The sequence below is a fragment of the Mycobacterium sp. NGS22 genome (assembly GCF_059813095.1).
The window spans coordinates 1-16938 of sequence record NZ_JCALDY010000052.1 but is presented as its reverse complement, the minus strand read 5'-3'; the positions used below and the strand labels follow the sequence as shown (position 1 = coordinate 16938).

The 16938-nt window shown below is 63.8% G+C and carries 16 protein-coding genes, 1 tRNA gene and 2 pseudogenes; 7 read left to right on the top strand and 12 right to left on the bottom strand.

Annotated elements, in window-relative coordinates:
• Positions 1-162, top strand: a pseudogene (locus AC5Y47_RS25260) (LLM class F420-dependent oxidoreductase); the annotation flags it as partial.
• On the opposite strand, the gene AC5Y47_RS25255 reads toward AC5Y47_RS25260, so the two are convergent.
• From AC5Y47_RS25255 to crcB (AC5Y47_RS25240), 4 genes are read right to left on the bottom strand one after another with little or no spacing between them, the layout of a single operon-like run.
• The gene (locus AC5Y47_RS25255) at positions 152-1222 is read right to left on the bottom strand and encodes a phosphotransferase (RefSeq protein ID WP_499946990.1); all 1071 of its coding nucleotides are present in this window, start codon (positions 1220-1222) and stop codon (positions 152-154) included. The pseudogene AC5Y47_RS25260 and the gene AC5Y47_RS25255 sit on opposite strands and share 11 nt — an antisense overlap.
• A 1-nt stretch (position 1223) precedes the next feature.
• On the bottom strand, positions 1224-2321 hold the full coding sequence (locus tag AC5Y47_RS25250; RefSeq protein ID WP_499946989.1) for a DUF190 domain-containing protein: 1098 nt from the start codon (positions 2319-2321) through the stop codon (positions 1224-1226).
• Entirely contained in the window at positions 2318-2686 is a 369-nt protein-coding gene (gene crcB / locus AC5Y47_RS25245; protein WP_499946988.1) for a fluoride efflux transporter CrcB, read from the bottom strand. The genes AC5Y47_RS25250 and crcB (AC5Y47_RS25245) overlap by 4 nt, the downstream gene beginning before the upstream one ends.
• Positions 2683-3078 carry a fluoride efflux transporter CrcB gene (crcB, locus tag AC5Y47_RS25240; protein WP_499946987.1) on the bottom strand — a complete coding sequence of 132 codons (396 nt, stop codon included), beginning with the start codon at positions 3076-3078 and terminating at the stop codon, positions 2683-2685. Before crcB (AC5Y47_RS25240) ends, crcB (AC5Y47_RS25245) begins: the two co-directional genes overlap by 4 nt.
• Positions 3079-3158: 80 nt before the next feature.
• On the opposite strand from crcB (AC5Y47_RS25240), the gene pgm reads away from it, so the two are divergent.
• From pgm to AC5Y47_RS25225, 3 genes are all read left to right on the top strand, one after another.
• On the top strand, positions 3159-4790 hold the full coding sequence (pgm, locus tag AC5Y47_RS25235) for a phosphoglucomutase (alpha-D-glucose-1,6-bisphosphate-dependent) (protein WP_499946986.1): 1632 nt from the start codon (positions 3159-3161) through the stop codon (positions 4788-4790).
• 47 nt (positions 4791-4837) lie between these two features.
• Entirely contained in the window at positions 4838-6046 is a 1209-nt protein-coding gene (locus tag AC5Y47_RS25230) for an MFS transporter (protein WP_499946991.1), read from the top strand.
• Between the two features lie 55 nt (positions 6047-6101).
• Positions 6102-6177: transfer RNA gene (locus AC5Y47_RS25225), tRNA-Ala, on the top strand.
• Between the two features lie 302 nt (positions 6178-6479).
• Here the strand turns inward: AC5Y47_RS25225 and AC5Y47_RS25220 are convergent.
• The 4 genes from AC5Y47_RS25220 to AC5Y47_RS25205 all read right to left on the bottom strand — a co-directional run bounded on the left by AC5Y47_RS25220 (position 6480) and on the right by AC5Y47_RS25205 (position 9790).
• Positions 6480-7211 (bottom strand): SDR family NAD(P)-dependent oxidoreductase, encoded by a 732-nt coding sequence (locus AC5Y47_RS25220; protein WP_499946985.1) that lies wholly within the window; start codon positions 7209-7211, stop codon positions 6480-6482.
• The gene (locus AC5Y47_RS25215; protein ID WP_499946984.1) at positions 7208-8374 is read right to left on the bottom strand and encodes an Rv3169 family protein; all 1167 of its coding nucleotides are present in this window, start codon (positions 8372-8374) and stop codon (positions 7208-7210) included. Before AC5Y47_RS25215 ends, AC5Y47_RS25220 begins: the two co-directional genes overlap by 4 nt.
• 8 nt (positions 8375-8382) lie before the next feature.
• Positions 8383-8625, bottom strand: coding sequence for a cytochrome P450 (locus tag AC5Y47_RS25210; protein WP_499946983.1), 243 nt, complete (start codon positions 8623-8625; stop codon positions 8383-8385).
• Between the two features lie 241 nt (positions 8626-8866).
• On the bottom strand, positions 8867-9790 hold the full coding sequence (locus AC5Y47_RS25205) for a metal-dependent hydrolase (protein ID WP_499946981.1): 924 nt from the start codon (positions 9788-9790) through the stop codon (positions 8867-8869).
• A 164-nt stretch (positions 9791-9954) separates the two neighbouring features.
• On the opposite strand from AC5Y47_RS25205, the gene AC5Y47_RS25200 reads away from it, so the two are divergent.
• Positions 9955-10521: a TetR/AcrR family transcriptional regulator gene (locus AC5Y47_RS25200; RefSeq protein ID WP_499946980.1), complete on the top strand. Its 567-nt coding sequence runs from the start codon at positions 9955-9957 to the stop codon at positions 10519-10521.
• A gap of 7 nt (positions 10522-10528) precedes the next feature.
• On the opposite strand, the gene AC5Y47_RS25195 is transcribed toward AC5Y47_RS25200, so the two are convergent.
• Entirely contained in the window at positions 10529-11371 is an 843-nt protein-coding gene (locus tag AC5Y47_RS25195) for an alpha/beta fold hydrolase (RefSeq protein WP_499946979.1), read from the bottom strand.
• On the opposite strand from AC5Y47_RS25195, the gene AC5Y47_RS25190 reads away from it, so the two are divergent.
• Together AC5Y47_RS25190 and AC5Y47_RS25185 are read left to right on the top strand one after the other, a co-directional pair.
• Positions 11370-12524, top strand: coding sequence for a phosphotransferase family protein (locus tag AC5Y47_RS25190; protein WP_499946978.1), 1155 nt, complete (start codon positions 11370-11372; stop codon positions 12522-12524). The two genes, AC5Y47_RS25195 and AC5Y47_RS25190, sit on opposite strands and share 2 nt — an antisense overlap.
• Positions 12517-14022: a flavin-containing monooxygenase gene (locus AC5Y47_RS25185; protein ID WP_499946977.1), complete on the top strand. Its 1506-nt coding sequence runs from the start codon at positions 12517-12519 to the stop codon at positions 14020-14022. The genes AC5Y47_RS25190 and AC5Y47_RS25185 overlap by 8 nt, the downstream gene beginning before the upstream one ends.
• A 154-nt stretch (positions 14023-14176) precedes the next feature.
• Here the strand turns inward: AC5Y47_RS25185 and AC5Y47_RS25180 are convergent, their stop codons facing one another.
• From AC5Y47_RS25180 to AC5Y47_RS25170, 3 genes and pseudogenes are all read right to left on the bottom strand, one after another.
• Positions 14177-15424, bottom strand: coding sequence for a cytochrome P450 (locus AC5Y47_RS25180; RefSeq protein WP_499946976.1), 1248 nt, complete (start codon positions 15422-15424; stop codon positions 14177-14179).
• Between the two features lie 11 nt (positions 15425-15435).
• Positions 15436-16407, bottom strand: coding sequence for an SAM-dependent methyltransferase (locus AC5Y47_RS25175; RefSeq protein ID WP_499946975.1), 972 nt, complete (start codon positions 16405-16407; stop codon positions 15436-15438).
• Positions 16404-16938 (bottom strand): annotated as a pseudogene (locus tag AC5Y47_RS25170) (hypothetical protein); the annotation flags it as partial. The pseudogene AC5Y47_RS25170 and the gene AC5Y47_RS25175, both read right to left, overlap by 4 nt.

The following is a 16938-nucleotide window of genomic DNA, read 5'->3' as shown; positions in this document are numbered from 1 at the left end:
TTGCGGCTCTCGGTTGCCCTGCGCAGTCCGCGACCCGACGATGTCGAGGCGTTGGCCGAGCTCGGTGTGGACGAGCTGGTGCTGGTCGAGTCTCCGCCGGATGACGCCGACGCGGTGGCCGACTGGATTGCCGCACTCGCCGAAAGATGGATCAGGCGGTGATGTCGCGCAGCGCCTGTGCGGTGTCCAGATCGGAATAGGCCGCCGAATACCGTTGCGCCAGTGCGACAGCGATGTCCGGTCGTTGCCACAGGTCGCCCGCGCTGGCGGTGCACAGCCAGATGGCCAGTCCGTGCGCCACCGACGCCCGGTACCACAGCCAGATTTCCTCGCTGCTCGGCGTCTCGTCGCCGGGCAGCCCGAGTGAGGCGCGGTAGACCTCGAGCAGTTCACGTTCGTGGTCGCGCCGGTCCGCAACGGTCAGCGCGCCCTGCAGGAAATAACCCAGATCCAGCGACCAGTTGCCCCGGCGGGCGACCTGCCAGTCCAGAAAGCCCACCTCACCGCCGGGTAGCAGATAGGTGTTGCCGATGTGCGGGTCACCGTGCAGCAGGGTTTGTGGTCCGGCGGTCAGGGTCTGGATGTAGGGCTTCCAGATCGACTCGATCAGCCGGTCGGCGGTCAGGGACAGCACTTCGGCCGGTGCGTCGTCACCCAGGCGCGCCTGGGCTTCGTGCAAGGGAGCGTATTGCATTCCGTCCCAAGGAAGAAACGGTTCGAGCCAGCGCAGCGCCGGATACGTCGGTAGGCGCTCGTTCCAGTACTTGCCGTGCAGTCGAGCCAGTCCACGCACGCCCGAGGCGGCTTGATCCACCGACATCGGACGGGTGGCATCACGAGGGTCGGCGGCGCGCGCGTTGAGATCCTCCATGATCATCACGAAGTCGTAGTCGTCCTCATCGATCAGGGCCGTGTAGACGACGGGGTGCTCGAGCGGTAGATCGACGTTGTTCATGAACAGGCGCGGCTCGTGGAACATGCCGCTGGTCATGCGGATCATGTCTTTGTGGGCGGGGTCGGCGGCCTTGGCGAAGACCGTGGCCGGCCCGGCGCCGGTGGAGTAGGTGAGTTGCAGACGGGCCCGGCGGTTGGTGCCGTCGTCACGACCGGCGACGGTGACCGACTCGACCGTCGCGCCGGGAAAGTGGCTGACCAACGCCGCGGACATCCAACCGGGAGTTATCTCGTCCCAGGACTTGGGCACCGAAAGTGCAGCGGTCATTTCAGTAGTCATACTCCGCGAGTGGGGTCTCGATGCCGGGTGGGGTGCCGTTCAGCGATATGGCCGCGGGGACCATCTCGCTGGTGACCAGTCCGTGTCGCGTGGTCACCTCGTCGATGACATCGAAGCCGCGCGCGATGTTCTGCGGTGTGTCGACGACGATGGTGGTGACCGGGACCTGTCTGGTGAGTTGAAATACCTTGTCTCCGTGCGGTTTATGGTCGCCATGGAAACCCCAGATGCCGCGCAGCACCGTGGCGCCGCGAGCGTTCCCGGATCGCATCAGTTGCTGGACGATGGCGCGGTGGATCGGTTGACCTTCGTGCAGGGTTGCCGCGGTGGTGTGCACCATCAGCTTCTGCCACAGAGGGCGGCCCCGGCTGTCGGCCGGCGGGAGTTCTTGGGGACGGGCGAACAGTTCGCCGTCGCGTTTGCACAGTCGCACGCGTTCGGTGGTCAGTTGTGGGTCGGGTAGCAGTTGCGCGAGTTCGGTGGTCGCGGCCCAGACCTGCGCCGGTAGCCCGACGGCGATGATCATCTGGGGGACATCGACGTTGCGCCCGAAGAACCGGGCCCGTTGCCGCTCACCGTAGGCGGTGCCGTCGACACCGAGAAACACTGTGGCACCGGCAAATCCATGCCGGTGCAGCAGCTCACAGACAGCCAGATGGGCGGGCCTGCCGGCCACGCGTACCTGCCGGCCGACGTACACGGTCAGCTTGGCGGCATTGCCGGTTCGGCTGTCGATGTGCGTGGCGGCGTCGGTGCCGCTGCTCCTGGTGACCAGCCGTGCGCGTTCCAGCGTCACCAGCCCCCGGCCGGTGATCGCGGTGACGTCGTCGACCAGAGACCCGATCCTGGACTCGGCGTCGACGGCCGCGATGGTCACGGGCGGATCCTCGGACAAACTCAGCGAACGGTCGCTGCGCAGTTCGCCTTTGGGTCCGAAACCGGAGATACCGCGCATCATGACGCTGGTGGCGATGCCACGAGAGCCGAACAGATCCAGCATCGCATCCGCCAGGAACCGTCTGGAGTCGCCGACGGCACGTTGCCGTTCGCCGAAGTACGCGGTGAGTTTCAGGCTCTGCTCGCTCATATCAGGCCCGCGATCCGTTGCCCCAGCACCACAGCCGCCAGTCCGAGCGCCACGCTGACAGCGATGTTGGCGAACGCCGCCGGTAGCTGGCGTTCCTCGCTGAGCCGTTGAGTCTCGAGCATCCAGGTGGAGAAGGTGGTGTAGGCGCCGACGAAGGCGGTGCCGGCCAGCAGCGCAGCGTCTTTGGGCAGGGCCAGGCTGCCCAGGAAACCGAGCAGCGCGGCACCGGTGACGTTGACCGTCAACGTGCCGTAGGGGAACGGGCGGCCGAGGCGGCGTGCGACGGTGCGATCCACCAGGAATCGCGCAACCGAGCCCATACCACCGATGACCATGACCCCGAGCCAGACCAGGACCGTCGTCATCGGATCCGCGCCCGGCGCACCAGGGCAGTGGCCAGGTACACCGCCAGCAGTCCGAGTGTGATGCTCACGACGGTGTAGGCGGTTGCCAGCAGCCAGTGGCCATGTTCGATCATCTTGACCGTCTCGACCTGCATGGTGGAAAAGGTGGTCAGCCCGCCGCATAATCCGGTGCCCAGCAGCGGGCGTCGGTAACTGGACAGCGGCAGCCTTTCCAGCAGCCGAGTGGTGAAGTAGCCGACCAGGAACGCGCCCACGATGTTGACCACGAACGTCGGCCACGGCCAGCGGGCCGGATCGGGAACGGCCAGGGTCGCCAGCGCCGCTCGAGCCAGCGAGCCCAGCGCGCCGCCGGCGAAAATCGCTGCCAATTCCCGAGAGTCGGGGCGTGCCACCGGTTGTTTCCCTCCCGTGTGCCTAGTGTGCGCCTAGCAGCCTAAGGCGGCACCGCGGCGTATGGGCAGAATTGGTGACCATGGCCCACCCGCGAGCCGGTCAGCCGGCGCAGCCCCAAGACCTTGTCGATCTGCCGCATCTGGTGACGGCGTACTACTCGCTTCGTCCCGACCCCGAGGACGTGGCGCAGCAGGTGGCGTTCGGTACCTCGGGGCATCGCGGTTCATCGTTGAACGGCGCATTCAACGAGGCTCACATCCTGGCCATCACCCAAGCGATCGTCGAGTATCGCGCGGCACAAGGCACCACCGGCCCGTTGTTCATCGGCCGTGACACACACGGCCTTTCGGAGCCGGCGTGGGTTTCGGCGCTGGAGGTACTGGCCGGCAATGATGTGGTGGCCTTGATCGATGCGGCCGACCGGTACACGCCGACGCCGGCGATCAGCCACGCGATCCTGACGTACAACCGCGGACGCGACGCCGGACTGGCGGACGGAATCGTGGTGACGCCGTCGCACAACCCGCCGATGGATGGCGGGTTCAAGTACAACCCGCCCAACGGCGGACCGGCGGACAGCGCCGCGACCGGTGCTATTGCCAAGCGCGCCAACGAAATTCTGCGGGACGGGCTTTCGGGAGTGCGTCGGGTGCCGCTGGCGCGCGCGTTGAGTCGGGTGCAGCGCCACGACTATCTGAGTTCGTATGTCGACGACTTGCCCAACGTCGTGGACATCGACGCGATACGCGCGGCCGGGGTGCGTATCGGCGCCGACCCGCTCGGCGGGGCCAGCGTGGACTACTGGGGCGGGATCGCTTCGCGTTTCGGTTTGGACCTGACTGTGGTCAATCCTCTGGTGGACGCGACGTGGCGGTTCATGACCTTGGATCACGACGGCAAGATCCGGATGGACTGCAGCTCACCTTCGGCGATGGCTGGGTTGATCGCCAACCGGGACGACTACCAGATCGCCACCGGCAACGACGCCGACTCCGACCGGCACGGCATCGTCACCCCCGACGGCGGACTGCTGAATCCGAACCACTACCTGGCGGTGGCAATCGACTATCTGTTCACCCACCGGCCTTCGTGGCCGGCAGATGTGGGCGTCGGCAAGACCGCGGTGAGTTCGTCGATGATCGACCGGGTGGTGGCGGGTCTCGACCGGGAACTGGTCGAGGTTCCCGTCGGCTTCAAGTGGTTTGTGGACGGATTGATCGGCGGCACCATCGGATTCGGCGGGGAGGAGTCGGCGGGAGCTTCGTTCCTGCGCCGGGACGGATCAGTGTGGACCACCGACAAGGACGGCATCATCCTGGCGTTGCTGGCGTCGGAGATCCTCGCGGTGACCGGGCGGACGCCGTCGCAGCGGTATGCCGAGTTGGCTGCCGTATATGGCAAGCCGTGCTACGCGCGGGTGGACGCGCCGGCCGATCGCGAGCAGAAGGCTCGGCTGTCCCGGCTTTCCGCCTCCGAGGTTTCTGCGTCGGAGTTGGCGGGGGAGCCGATCGTGGCGAAGCTGACTTCGGCGCCCGGTAACGGTGCTTCGCTCGGTGGGCTGAAGGTGGTTACCGAGAACGCATGGTTTGCGGCGCGACCGTCGGGCACCGAGGACGTGTACAAGATCTACGCGGAATCCTTCCTCGGGCCCGAGCATTTGACGGAGGTGCAAGAAACGGCCCGCGAGGTGGTCAATACAGTCATCGGGTGACCATCTCGCTACGGCGTCCCCGTCCGAGGGGGCACGGGTCTACCCGACTGCCGCGCGAGGTCTGGATCCTCAGTTGGGCCAACGTCATGGTCGCGCTGGGCTACGGGGTCATTTCGCCGGTGATGCCGTCGTTTGCCCGCACCTTCGGAGTCAGCATCGACGCAGTGACCTTCCTGGTCACCGTCTTTTCGTTGAGTCGCATGTGTTTCGCGCCGCTCAGCGGTGTCCTCGTACAGCGGATGGGGGAGCGGCGAATTTATCTCGCCGGTTTGCTGATCGTCGCGCTGGCCAGCGCCGCCTGCCCGTTCTCTCACACGTACTGGCAATTGCTGGTTTTCCGGGTCATCAGCGGCATCGGATCAACCATGTTCTTCGTGTCGGCATTGGGCCTGATGATCCACATCAGCCCTCCCGATGCGCGCGGACGGGTGGCGGGTCTGTTCACCACATCGTTCATGGTGGGAGCGGTGGGTGGGCCGGCGGTGGGTGCGCTGGCGGCCGGATGGGGTTTGGCCGCGCCGTTCCTTATCTTCGGCGGGGGGCTGCTGGCCGTCACGGCAGTGGTGTTTTTCAGCCTGCGTCACTCGGAACTGGCCGCACCTGGTCCGCCGACCCGATCGACGGTGACGATGCACCAGGCATTGCGGGTACGCGCGTACTGGTCGTCATTGCTGGCCAACTTCGCCACCGGCTGGTCGGCGTTCGGGCTGCGCGTCGCGCTGGTCCCGCTGTTCATCACCGACGTCATGGGACGAAGCGTCGGCGTCATCGGCGTGGTGCTTGCGATGTTCGCGGTCGGTAATGCGATAGCCGTCGTCCCCAGCGGCGATCTGTCTGACCGGGTCGGCCGGCGCACACTGCTCATCGTCGGACTTGCCGCGTCCGGTGCCGCGACTCTCTGGCTCGCCGCCGTGACCTCGCTGCCGTGGTTCTTGGTCGCGGCGTTCGTCGGTGGCGCGACAGCGGGCATCTACATGTCGCCGATGCAGGCTGCCGTCGCGGACATCCTCGGCAGCGAGGCGCGCGCGGGTGGCCCGGTGGCGATGGTGCAGATGGTGTCCGATCTCGGGGCCATCGTGGGTGCGACGACGGTCGGGTGGTTCGCCGGGCACGTGAGCTACGGCTGGAGTTTCGGCGTCAGCGGAATTGTGCTGCTAATTGCTGCTCTCGGCTGGGTATTGGGACCGGAAACCCGGCTGAATGCGTTGAGTCCGGAAGGTCTTGCTGAGTCGTCGGCGGAGGACAAGGGCCTATGACCAGCAGCTTTGATGGACGGTTGCCGGTGGTGTAGCTTCGATTGGCACGACATTTGGGGCTATGGCGCAGCTGGTAGCGCACCACACTGGCAGTGTGGGGGTCAGGGGTTCGAGTCCCCTTAGCTCCACCAATGTGATGAGTCGCGTCATCGGTTACAGATGAGTCGCGTGAGGGGTTACAGATTCCCCGCCATCGGCGGGGGTTTTCTGTTGGTTGCGCCAGTAGTTGGTGTCGGGGTCGATGGTGTGGCTGCTCAGGACGTGGTGGCCGGTTTTGCTGACGGTGGTAACGCTGGTGGTGTGAAGTACCCCAGGCTTTATTCCTAGCGCGTGTTCACACAGCAGAGTTGTTGATGGAGGCCGAATCTCGGAGCGCAACGAAGCCACCCAGTGACCTGAGCGACTCCATCGGCGTCCGCTTCCCGTCGCGCGGTCACCCCGGTGGCGGGCTCAGCTGCTGCATCTGACCGTATGCGTTGATCGGGCTATACAAGGCCAGGCCTCCGTCGGCAAAGACAATCTGACCTGTCACCCAATCCATGTCGAGGACTCCGATAATCGCTCCGGCGACGTCGTCTGCCTGGCCGAGCCGACCGAGCGCAGTGCGCTCGTTCAGGCCATCCAACCAACCCGGCAACGCTTCGGGTTTGGCCAGCATAGGGGTGCAAGTCACGCCGGGGCCCACCGCGTTGACCCGGATCCCGTATCGTCCCCACTCCGCGGCCGCTACCCGAACCAGCATGTCCACACCTGCTTTCGAAACGCAGTAAGCACTCATGTCACGGTCGGCGATCGTGCCGCTGATGCTGGAAACCGCAACAATTGAGCCGCCGTTGCCGGACTCGATCATGCTTTGAGCAACAGTGCGCATGGTCAGCATGGTGCCGGTGAGGTTGATGTCGAGCACTCGTCGCCATTGCTCGAAAGGCTGGTTGAGCAACAGCCCTGATGCGCCGATCCCGGCACACGCCACCAGGCGCGTAGGCGGCCCGCCCACAGCGATGGTCGCCTGCATCGCGGCCGCCAGTGAGTCGGGATCGCTGATGTCACAGTGGAAGTCACCACCGGCTATGTCCCAGGAGACAGTGTCGGCGCCGATCGCACGGAGCTTGGCCACCACCGCCGCGCCGATGCCGGAACCGCCTCCGGTGACGATCGTGGTCACAGGAAAGAATTCTCTTGAGTCAGACCGATCTCGGGGAAGGCGCCCAAGGCGAAGGTTTCGATGTTTCCGAAGCCGGTACCGCCCTCAACGGGGTCTTCCACCCGAACAAGCAAATCGCGCAGTTGGTGAACTTTGCGTGCGGTCGCCGGATCGTCGCAGTCGGTCACATGGTTGCCTTCCACCCGCAGCTCTCCGACCCACTCGCCGTACACCCAGTCGTTCCAGCCGTAATAGCCGGCGGTGCCCAGGTGGAACCCTCCGTCGCCGACAGCCAGAATGCTCAGTGGCCGTTTGGTTCCGTCCGTCTCGACCAGAGTGATGGTGCCCTCGGTGAACCGGCGATTGTCGTCGCGGAAGCGCAGGTCCTGTTCGACCGCCGCGAAACGCCGCGAATCACCTTCCGGCTCTTGCTGTTCAGCCTGGAATCGCAGGTTGTCGAAGCCTTGTCCGCGCTCGTGCTGCAGGAATACGAACAGCGAATATGTTGACCCGTCAGAACGGGTCATCGTCATCGGCAGCCAGGTCATGAACATCTGCCGGATCTTGCTGCCGCCGCGGGGCAGGCCGGGGATTGGCTTGCCGACACCGGGTCGCAATCCCCAGGAGTGGTCGCGGATCGAGATCCACTCCTCGGGTTTGATCTCGGTACGCTCGCCGTGCAGCTGCACCCAACCCGACGCAACACCGATCTGGTGGTACCGCAACACGTTATGGGTCACCCGGTAACCATCCGGGCTGCGGTCGGGCCACGGATCCTCCAGGGCGGTGTCGAACGAGCCGCGCATCACCACGTCGAACGCGATTGGCTGGTGTTCGTTTTCGTCCAAGCTGACCCTGATCGCGCGCAGTGGTTCGACGACTTCATAATGAATCGGGCCTACCGTAGTGCCAGCGGAGTCGGACGAGAGGCGGCGCCCCGCCCGTACCGTCCACTGCTCGGTGCCCCGGCACACCCCGGCCGCCCCGTCGAACACACCGCGGTTGGTGTATTTACCTACACCCAGGGCGATTTGGAGGGAATTGTCCTTGGCGTGCGCGGTAGTCCAGATCTTTTCCGTCCAGGACGGATCCGACTGGCTCACGGTGGCGAACGTATCGACGATCTGGTGGGTGAGAAACTCGTCCTCCGGCACCAGTCGTCCGTAATTAGTGGACAGCAACACTCCACCCTTCAGTTGTTGATCCGCACCGGAACATGCGAATATCCCATTACATTCGTCATGTTGATGCGCCGCAAATCGCTTGGGTCGACATCGAATCCGACCATACGGTCGGGCAGCACGTCGAGCGCGGTATGTCCCTCCATGCGTGCCAGTGCCGCGCCCACGCAGCGGTGCACGCCATAACCGAAGTCCAGGTTGTGACCGAAATGCTTGCGTTCGAGGTCGAATTGGTCCGGGTCGAAAAACAGCACCGGCTCCACCGAGCAGCGACAGGACAGGACAGTCTCTGTATCGATGAGACCGGCCGGCCCGCCGTGCTTACGCTCGACCTCGACCTGTTCAGTTGGGTAAGCATGTCGTCCTGCGGATCGGCGCGACGCTTCTGGACCAACCTCAGGTTGGAATACACCGGAGCTACGTCGCGCAGCCGGCGATAAGTCTCGAACGGTTCGGTGAAGAAGTCTTCGGACAAGGGGTCGAACTCGCCGACCTTCATGCTTCGAATCCCGCGAAAGTGGTCATGTCCGTGCCACGTTCGTATTCCCGCATCCAGGTGTCGGCCCAGGCGGGCAGCGGCTGATCGGTCGGGTTGTGTCTCGGTGATTGCGAGAGCAGTAGCCGCCACAGCATGGCGGTGAGCTGTCCGGTCGGTACCGCCCCGAAGAGCGTCGATTCCGATCCGGTGCGGGCGCGGCGGCGCCGCCCGCCGGGTCCCCGGAACCTCAGCTCGCTCGTCAGTGCCGACTTCATCACCTGCTGAACCGAGGTGCCGCCGCGTTCGTCGGGAGGGACGTGTGTGTCGAACGCCTGGGTGATTCGCTGGGTGATCGCACCGACATGCCGGAATGTCTGGCGCACGTGCTTGACCCGGTACCACGGACTGTCGACGAGGTGCCGGTAAAGCATCAATCCCGAACTGCGGTGCTCGATCTCCTCGACAAAATGCCACATCATCAACGAGGCCACACGTCTGTCGGCGCCGCCGAACAGCGCTGCGCGATTGTCGAGAATGACTTTGAACAGGGGAGTGAATGTCGCCTCAAGGTTCGCGACGTAGGCGGCGTGGTACTCGACGGGGTGCGCCGCGATCAACTGGTCGTAGGAGCGGTTTGCATGGTCGTAGCACTCTTCCAGACCCGGGTACCGCTCGATGAGGGCAAGCATGTGCTTGCGGTGTGCGGAGGCGTGCTGGGCTTCCTGGCGCAAAAAGGCATCGGCCTCGGCGGCGACGGCCGGATCCTCGGCAAGGCGGCCTTTGGCTTTTCGCAGCGCGCTGATGAGGTAGCGCTCGAACGGCACCGCGATGAAGGTGAAGGTGTTGCAGAAGACCGAGAAACTCGGATTGGCCGGCTGCCGCAAGAACGGCACGGTCGAATCGAACTCGAACGGCATCTTGCGGACGACAAGGTCCGTCACCACTGACACCTCCTCGTGCTGTGATCGTTCGCCACCGTATGGACCGCCGGCTCACGCCGCGGAAGTGACATAGGACTGTCCGCACGTAACACAGGTATCCGGAGAAAATCCGGCTGCAGGCAGCCTCAGTGTGACATTTGTACCTGTATATGTAAAGGTTAGTGATGCCAGTTCGCGTGCCACCCAACGCCGAGCGGTCGACCCGCCGACGCATTCTGTCTGCGACCTTCTCGGTACTGGCTCGCAGCGGCCGCAAGAACCTGATGCTGTCGGAAGTCGCCGCCGAAGCGGGCGTGTCCCGGCCGACGCTGTACCGCTACTTTCCGTCCAAGGGCGCGTTGCTGGAAGCCTTTGGACTCTACGAACAAGACAATTTCGAGGCCGGCATCGCCGCTGCGGTCGCCGGATTGCGAGGCAACGAGCGGCTTGACGCGGCACTGCAATTCATCGTCGAATTCCAGCACGGCTACTCGCTGAGCTCGCTCGTCGATGTGGAGCCCGAACACGTACTGTCGCAGATGCGTCGTGTCATGCCGGTAATGCACGAGCGGATCGCCCGGATCATTCCCGGCGATCATGCCGACGTCGCCGCGGCGACGGTGGTGCGTGTCGCGGTGTGCCACTACGTGATCGGCGAGCAGAACCCGGAGAAATTCCTGGCCGAGTTGCGCTACGCGGCAGGGCTCGAACCGGCGCACGGGCGTGCCGACCGGCCGGTGGCCAGTGCCTGACGCGCATCTAGCCCGCCGGCAACCAACCGCAGATGACGTCGGCGATCCGGTCCGGTTGCTCGAGGTGCAGGAAATGACCGACGCCGTCGAGCAATTCGACTCGGGACCCCGGGGCGAGCAGCTGCCCCTCGACATCGAGCAGGATGTCGGCACCTATGGCGCCGTCCGCGAGCCCGTGCAGGTACATGGTCGGGATGGGGGTAGGAGCCATCGTCGCGGCGGCCTCGGCCGCAACCACGGGATCGTCGAAAGCGGGATTGAACGAGGCCCGGTAGGGGCAGACGATGCCTGCGATCGAAGCTTCGGTCACCGTCTCACGCAAACGCGCGACATCGTCGGAACCGTCGTATCCCGGTGACCAATCGGCCCACAGCGATTCCCAGAAGCCGGGCGCGGCCAGCGCCGCCTCGGCGATGCCGACCTGCTGGATGAACCAGATATAGAAGGAACGGCGGATCTGCCGATACTCGAACATTGCCGGTCCCAGCGCGCCGATGGGTGGGACTGCCAGGGTGACTAGCCGCCGGTAGTGGTCCGGTGCCAGAGCGGTGACCCCGTACCCGGCGTTGGCCCCCCAGTCGTGTCCAACGACGACGCAGCGGTCATCGCCCTGAAATTCGCTGCGAACCTGCTCGATGTGCCGTACGTAGGTGCCGACAGTGATCGGACCCGTAGCGGGCGCGTCATAGCCCGGTAGCCACGGTGCCACCACCCTGTATCCATGATCGACCAGTGCCGGCCCGAGGTGCCGCCACGTATGCGGAGTGTCGGGGAACCCATGGACGGCGATCGCCAGTGGTCGACTGCTGTCGCCGATGTCACCGAAGGTCAGGGGATCCAGTCCGGGCATGCCATGCTCCCTCGTCGTCGGCAGCTACGTTACATTCCACTGCTTGCTTGTAATCCGTAACGTACTTTACAATATCGACTTCTTATGTAAAGGTGCTCTTGCTATGGCCGGTTTGACCTTGGTGCAACGCGACCTCACCGCCACTCGGCAGGCGCTGAGTCGATGGTTTACCGACGAATTTGCGGCTCCGGCAACGGTGACCGACTTGGCGGTGGCCAATAAGTCTGGCGGGTTTTCCAGCGAGAGCCTGATCGCGTCGGTTGAGGGTATCGAGGGTAACGACGAGTTCGTCGTACGTATCCCGCCGACGGGCGGCGGATTGTTCGCCGACTACGACCTCGAATCACAGGCACGCACCCAGCAGCTGGTACGCGGGTACGGCGTAGCGACTCCCTCACCGCTGCGTTACGAATCGGATCCCGCCTGGATCGGATCGAAGTTTCTCGTCATGCCTCGAATCTTGGGTCAGATCCCCGGCGATATGAGCTATGCCCGCAAGGGTTGGCTGCACGACGCGTCCAGCGAAACTCAGCGTCGCGCTCACGACTCATTCCTTGCGATTCTTGCTGCGCTGCAACATGTCCCGACAAGCGATGCGTCCTGGCTACAGCGGCCGACCGGAGTCGGCAACGACGCCGAACTGACCTGGTGGTTGGAATACGCCAAGTGGGGCACGGACAACGACGTTCCTGACTTGATGCTGGACGCTTTCGACTGGTTGTCACGCAACCTGCCCGCCAACCCCGCCGAACCCAGCGTCTGCTGGGGCGATGCGCGGATGTCCAATGTGATCTTCAGCGATTCGGGCGACGTCCGCGGTGTCCTGGATTGGGAGCAAGCTTGCCTGTGCCCTGCTGAGGCGGACTTTGCCTGGTGGCTGGCCACCCGGCGGCAGATGTGCGCCGCCTTCGGTCTACCCGACGACCCCGAGTTGCCAGGATTCGACACCCGGGACCGCCTCATCGGCCGGTACCAGGAAATGATCGGGCGTCGACTCAGCGATTTGCAGTGGTACGAGCACTTCGCGACCGTTCGAATAGGCTGCTGCACGTTGCGCATCCAGGTACTGTTGCGTGCCCTGGGCCAGGGCGATCACTTACTTACCCGCGCGCCACTTTTGCCGGAATGGACGATCGAGGCGGTCCGTGGCTGACCCGGCGGTCGCAGTCATCGGAGGCGGCTTCGCCGGCATCGCTGCGGCCATCAAGCTGGTCGAGGCCGGGTTACCCGACTTCACCGTGTTCGAGAAATCCGACGGTCTCGGCGGAACATGGTGGGACAACAGGTATCCCGGGGCAGAGGTCGACGTCCACTCGGCCCTCTACTCGTTTGCGTTTCGCCCGCATGACTGGACCCGCACCCACGCCCGGCAGGCCGAGTTGCAGCGCTACCTCGAAGAGGTGGTAGACGAGTACGGGCTGAGGCCGCACTTCTGTTTCGGTACGACGGTGACCCAGGTCGAGTGGGACGAGTCCGCCGCAGGTTACGTGCTGGTGACCGCGGACGGCGAAACTCGGGCGTTCCGAGCGGTAATCAGCGCTGTCGGCATGCTCAACGTCCCGAATTATCCGACCTGGCCGGGGCTGGACGACTTCGCCGGGCCCAAACTGCACACCGCACGCTGGACGCCGATTGACCTGACCGGTAAACGGGTCGCCGTCGTTGGAACCGGATCCAGTGCGGTGCAGGTGGTTCCGGCGATCGCCGGTACGGCTCAACGGGTAACGCTGTTCCAGCGCGAGCCGGGGTGGGTGATGTACAAACCGGACCGCGATCTTTCCGTTGAGGATCGAGCCAGGTTGCGCCGGCCCTGGGTTCGGCGCCGGGAACGGCTGCGTCAGTTCTGGCTAATCGAGATCGGTCAGATGTTCGGTTCCCTGCATCGACCGGGCACCAGGATCAACAAACTGGCCGAGCGACGCGCCCGCTCCTACATCGCAAAGGTCTTCGCCGACCGTCCCGATCTCGCCGAGGCGGTCACCCCGAAATATCCCTACCCGGGTAAGCGCCCGGTGCTCACCAAGGACTTTTATCCAGCGCTGCTGCGCGACGACGTGGAACTCGTTCCCTTCGCCGTGCAATCCGTGACCACAACTGGCGTCGTGGATGTGCGAGGCGTGGAGCATTCTGCCGACGTCCTGATTATGGCGACCGGTTTCCAGCCGACTAACTATCTGGCGTCGTACCGCGTTGTCGGGCGCGGCGGGCAGACGTTGCAGGAGTTCTGGGACGGCGAACCGCAGGCATTCGCCGGCATCACGGTGCCGCATTTCCCGAACTTCTACATCCTCTACGGGCCCAACACCAACGGTGGCGAAATCGTCTCGGCGTTGGTCCTTCAGGCCGAGTTCGCGGTGCGGTCCATCAGACGGTTACGCAACGACTCCATCGCCGGTATCGAGGTTCGGCCCTCGTTCTACCGGCACTACAACCGATGGATTCAAGGCGCGATAGCCAAAACCGCCTGGGTGCAGTCGAACAACTACTATAAGACGCGGTCAGGCCGCGTGGTCACCCAATGGCCTTACGGTGCAGTCGTTTACCGGTTGCTGATCAAGTCGCTTGGCCGACTCTCGGAAGAAGTCATTCGGCGCCGCGGCATCGAAGCTCGGCATCGAGAATTGCTGGGGCTACGGTCAGCTCGCGGCTAGCCCGGTTGGTACGTCCGATCTGAGCCCGAATTGTCGTCTTCGACATAGGCCGAATCTGATCGAACGACGAACACGGGGTGGGTTCTAATTTGGTCAGGACCGGATACCTCGACTTGGCCACTAGTCGTTTCTCGGCAGCCAACATGCCACTCAATCACCCAATCGGTGGCGATTCGATGTCGAAGGTGATCGGTAGGTTTGCCGGCCCGCTGAGTCCACCGACCGGCTTCCAGGGCACGGGACCGGTTATGCGCGGGTTGCGGATTCGGCGGGTGCTGGTTTTCAGCGCTTCAGCGATCTCCAAACGAGCCAGGTTGGCTCCGAGGCAGTAGTGCGCGCCGGTACCGAAGTTCAATACTGGCGGTAAGCCCTGACGGGTGATATCGAATCGGTCGGGTTCGTCGTAGATTGCTGGATCACGGTTGGCCGTAACGGTATTGGCGAACACGATCGTGCCCTTGGGGAAGAGGACGCCACCGAGTTCGGCGTCCTCGGCTACGACCCGCAGTAGGGAGTTGGCGATGGGGGAATGGCGCATGGCTTCATCGACGGCGCGCATCGCCAGATCCGGGTTTTTGCGAAGTAGCTCCCATTGGTCCGGATGATCGCAGAGAACACCGATCGCGGCGGCCACCTGGTTGCGTGTGGTGTCGGTGCCCGCGAGCAGCATCGCCGCGGCAAGCATCCGCAACTCTTCGCCGGTGAGTCGTTCTCCATCGTGCTCGGCGCGGATCAGGTCGGAGAGTAAGTCGTCGGTCAGGGTGAGGCGACGACGCGCAACCATATCGTCGACGTAATCGTCGAGCTCATCCCATGCACGTACCACCTTCGGTAAGTCATCGCGGCTGAAGCCGAAGTTGAATGCGGCGAAGATGTCGTCTGCCCACAACGAAAACTGTTGCCAGTCTTCGCGGGGCGCGCCGAGCAGGGCACAGATGACAGGCACAGGGTAAGGCCGCGCTATCTCGGCTACCACCTCGCAGTAACCGCGACGACTGATGGGTTCGATGATGTCGTGGATGACATCGACAATTGTGGCATGCAGGCGTTGGACAGCGCGGGGGGTGAATGCTTTGGACACGACGCTGCGCACCCGCTGATGTTCGGCGCCCTCCATGCTCAGCAGCGAGTTCGCGACCCTGTCCCAGACGGGACCGGAGGTGATGCCTTGCACGGCAAGTGTGTATCCCCGCGGAATCTGGAAACGAGGGTCTCGCAGCAGGTTATGAACGAGTTCGTAGGAAAGTACTTCTGGTCCAAAGGGTCCCAGTGCGATCGGCGCTAATCGGTGGGCTGCCTCAAGTTTTCGGCGGACCTCTGTGGGTGTGGCGGTGGCGAGGTCGTACGCAATGGTCGGCAAGTCAGCCTCGAAGATGCTCGGAGCGTCGGTATTGATGGGCATTCGGTCTAGTCCTATCTGGGCGACTGCTTTACCGCAGTTACCAAAGAGCTCGCGGGCGCGGTATCGGTGAGATCAGGCGGTACGGGGCGACCAAAGCGTGCCATTTCGAGGCGGCTGTCCAATGATTCTGCGACCCAACCGTGGTTGGTAAGCCACGATGCGGTGTCGCTTGCGTCTTGGCTATTGATGAACGCCGTGACGTCAACATCGACGCCCAATGCGTTATCTATGTCGGCGGCTCCGTCTTTCCATCGTTCGAGGCGCTCGCTGCCGAAGTGTTTCGTGGAGTGGTGATAGACCTCCGCTGCCAACCGACTGGTGGGTGCACTCAATCGGGTTACCGTCCAGAAGAGTTCGTCGTGCTCACTGGACGATAGGTAGGGAAGCAGTCCCTCTACGAGCCAAGCGGTAGGCAGCGCCTCGTCCCATCCCGATTCCCTCAAAGCGTTTGGCCAGTCAGCATCGCGGAGGTCGATAGCTACCAGGTGACTGTCGGCGAGTGGGGTTGCGCCGTGCGCGTCGAGCGTGGATTGCTTGAATTTTTGTATTGCTGGCTGGTCGATTTCGTAAACGCGGACACCGGACAGGCAGGGGAGCCGGTACGCTCGTGCATCCAGGCCGGCTGCCAGGATCACGACTTGTTCGATTCCATCTGCGCTAGCTGATGCACAGAACTCGTCGAAGAAGACGGTCCGGGTGGCAACATACTCGCGACCAGCTATTGCCATTCGCCGCCCGATGTCGTCCTCGGGGCCCATCCAAGACAGGTCACCACGGGCCATTGCATTCCATCCAGGCTCGTTGACAGCCGCTACCAGAATCGCGGCGAATTCATCGCGCACGAGGGGGTCTTGTTGTGCAGTTTCAGCGGCGCGTTGGGCGGCCACCGCAAGTGCGGTCGATCCGAGATCGGTAGTGATGTCCCAACTTTGGCGCGCTTCCTTGTCGGATGCATCCGGCCGACGAACGTTGTTGTCTGTCATGGCCTCTGGTCGCGTTGCGCAGTGAATCGGCGAACGATTCGGATTTGTTGTCCGTCGCGTCCGGGTGCCCAGACCGCGACGACAGTAGCGGAGACCAGGACGACGATGCCCAACAACGAGAGCGACGATTGCATTGCTTGCAGGAAGGCGGCTTTCGCGTGGGTAGTCAGATCGTTTCCCGCGGGTCCGAGTTGCTTGGCAATCGTGAGTGCTTGGGCGAGCGAACCGAGCGCAGGTTCCTTGACCGTCTCGGGTAGCGACGTGACATTCTCTGCGAGTGCGCTGTGATATCCGGCGGCCAGGATTGAACCGGCGAGCGCGATGCCGAGGGCACCACCAAGCTCTCGCGTTGTGTCGTTGATCGCCGAGGCGACCCCTTGCTTGCTCAGTGGGACTGCGCCGGTAATGGCAGTGGTCGCGGGCGCGTTGCAAGCCATTCCGGTACTGAGGCCCAACATCGGCCACGCTAAATCGAGTATGTCGAGTTGGCGTCGACGAGCCGCATACACAACATGAGCTACCCCGGGTTTC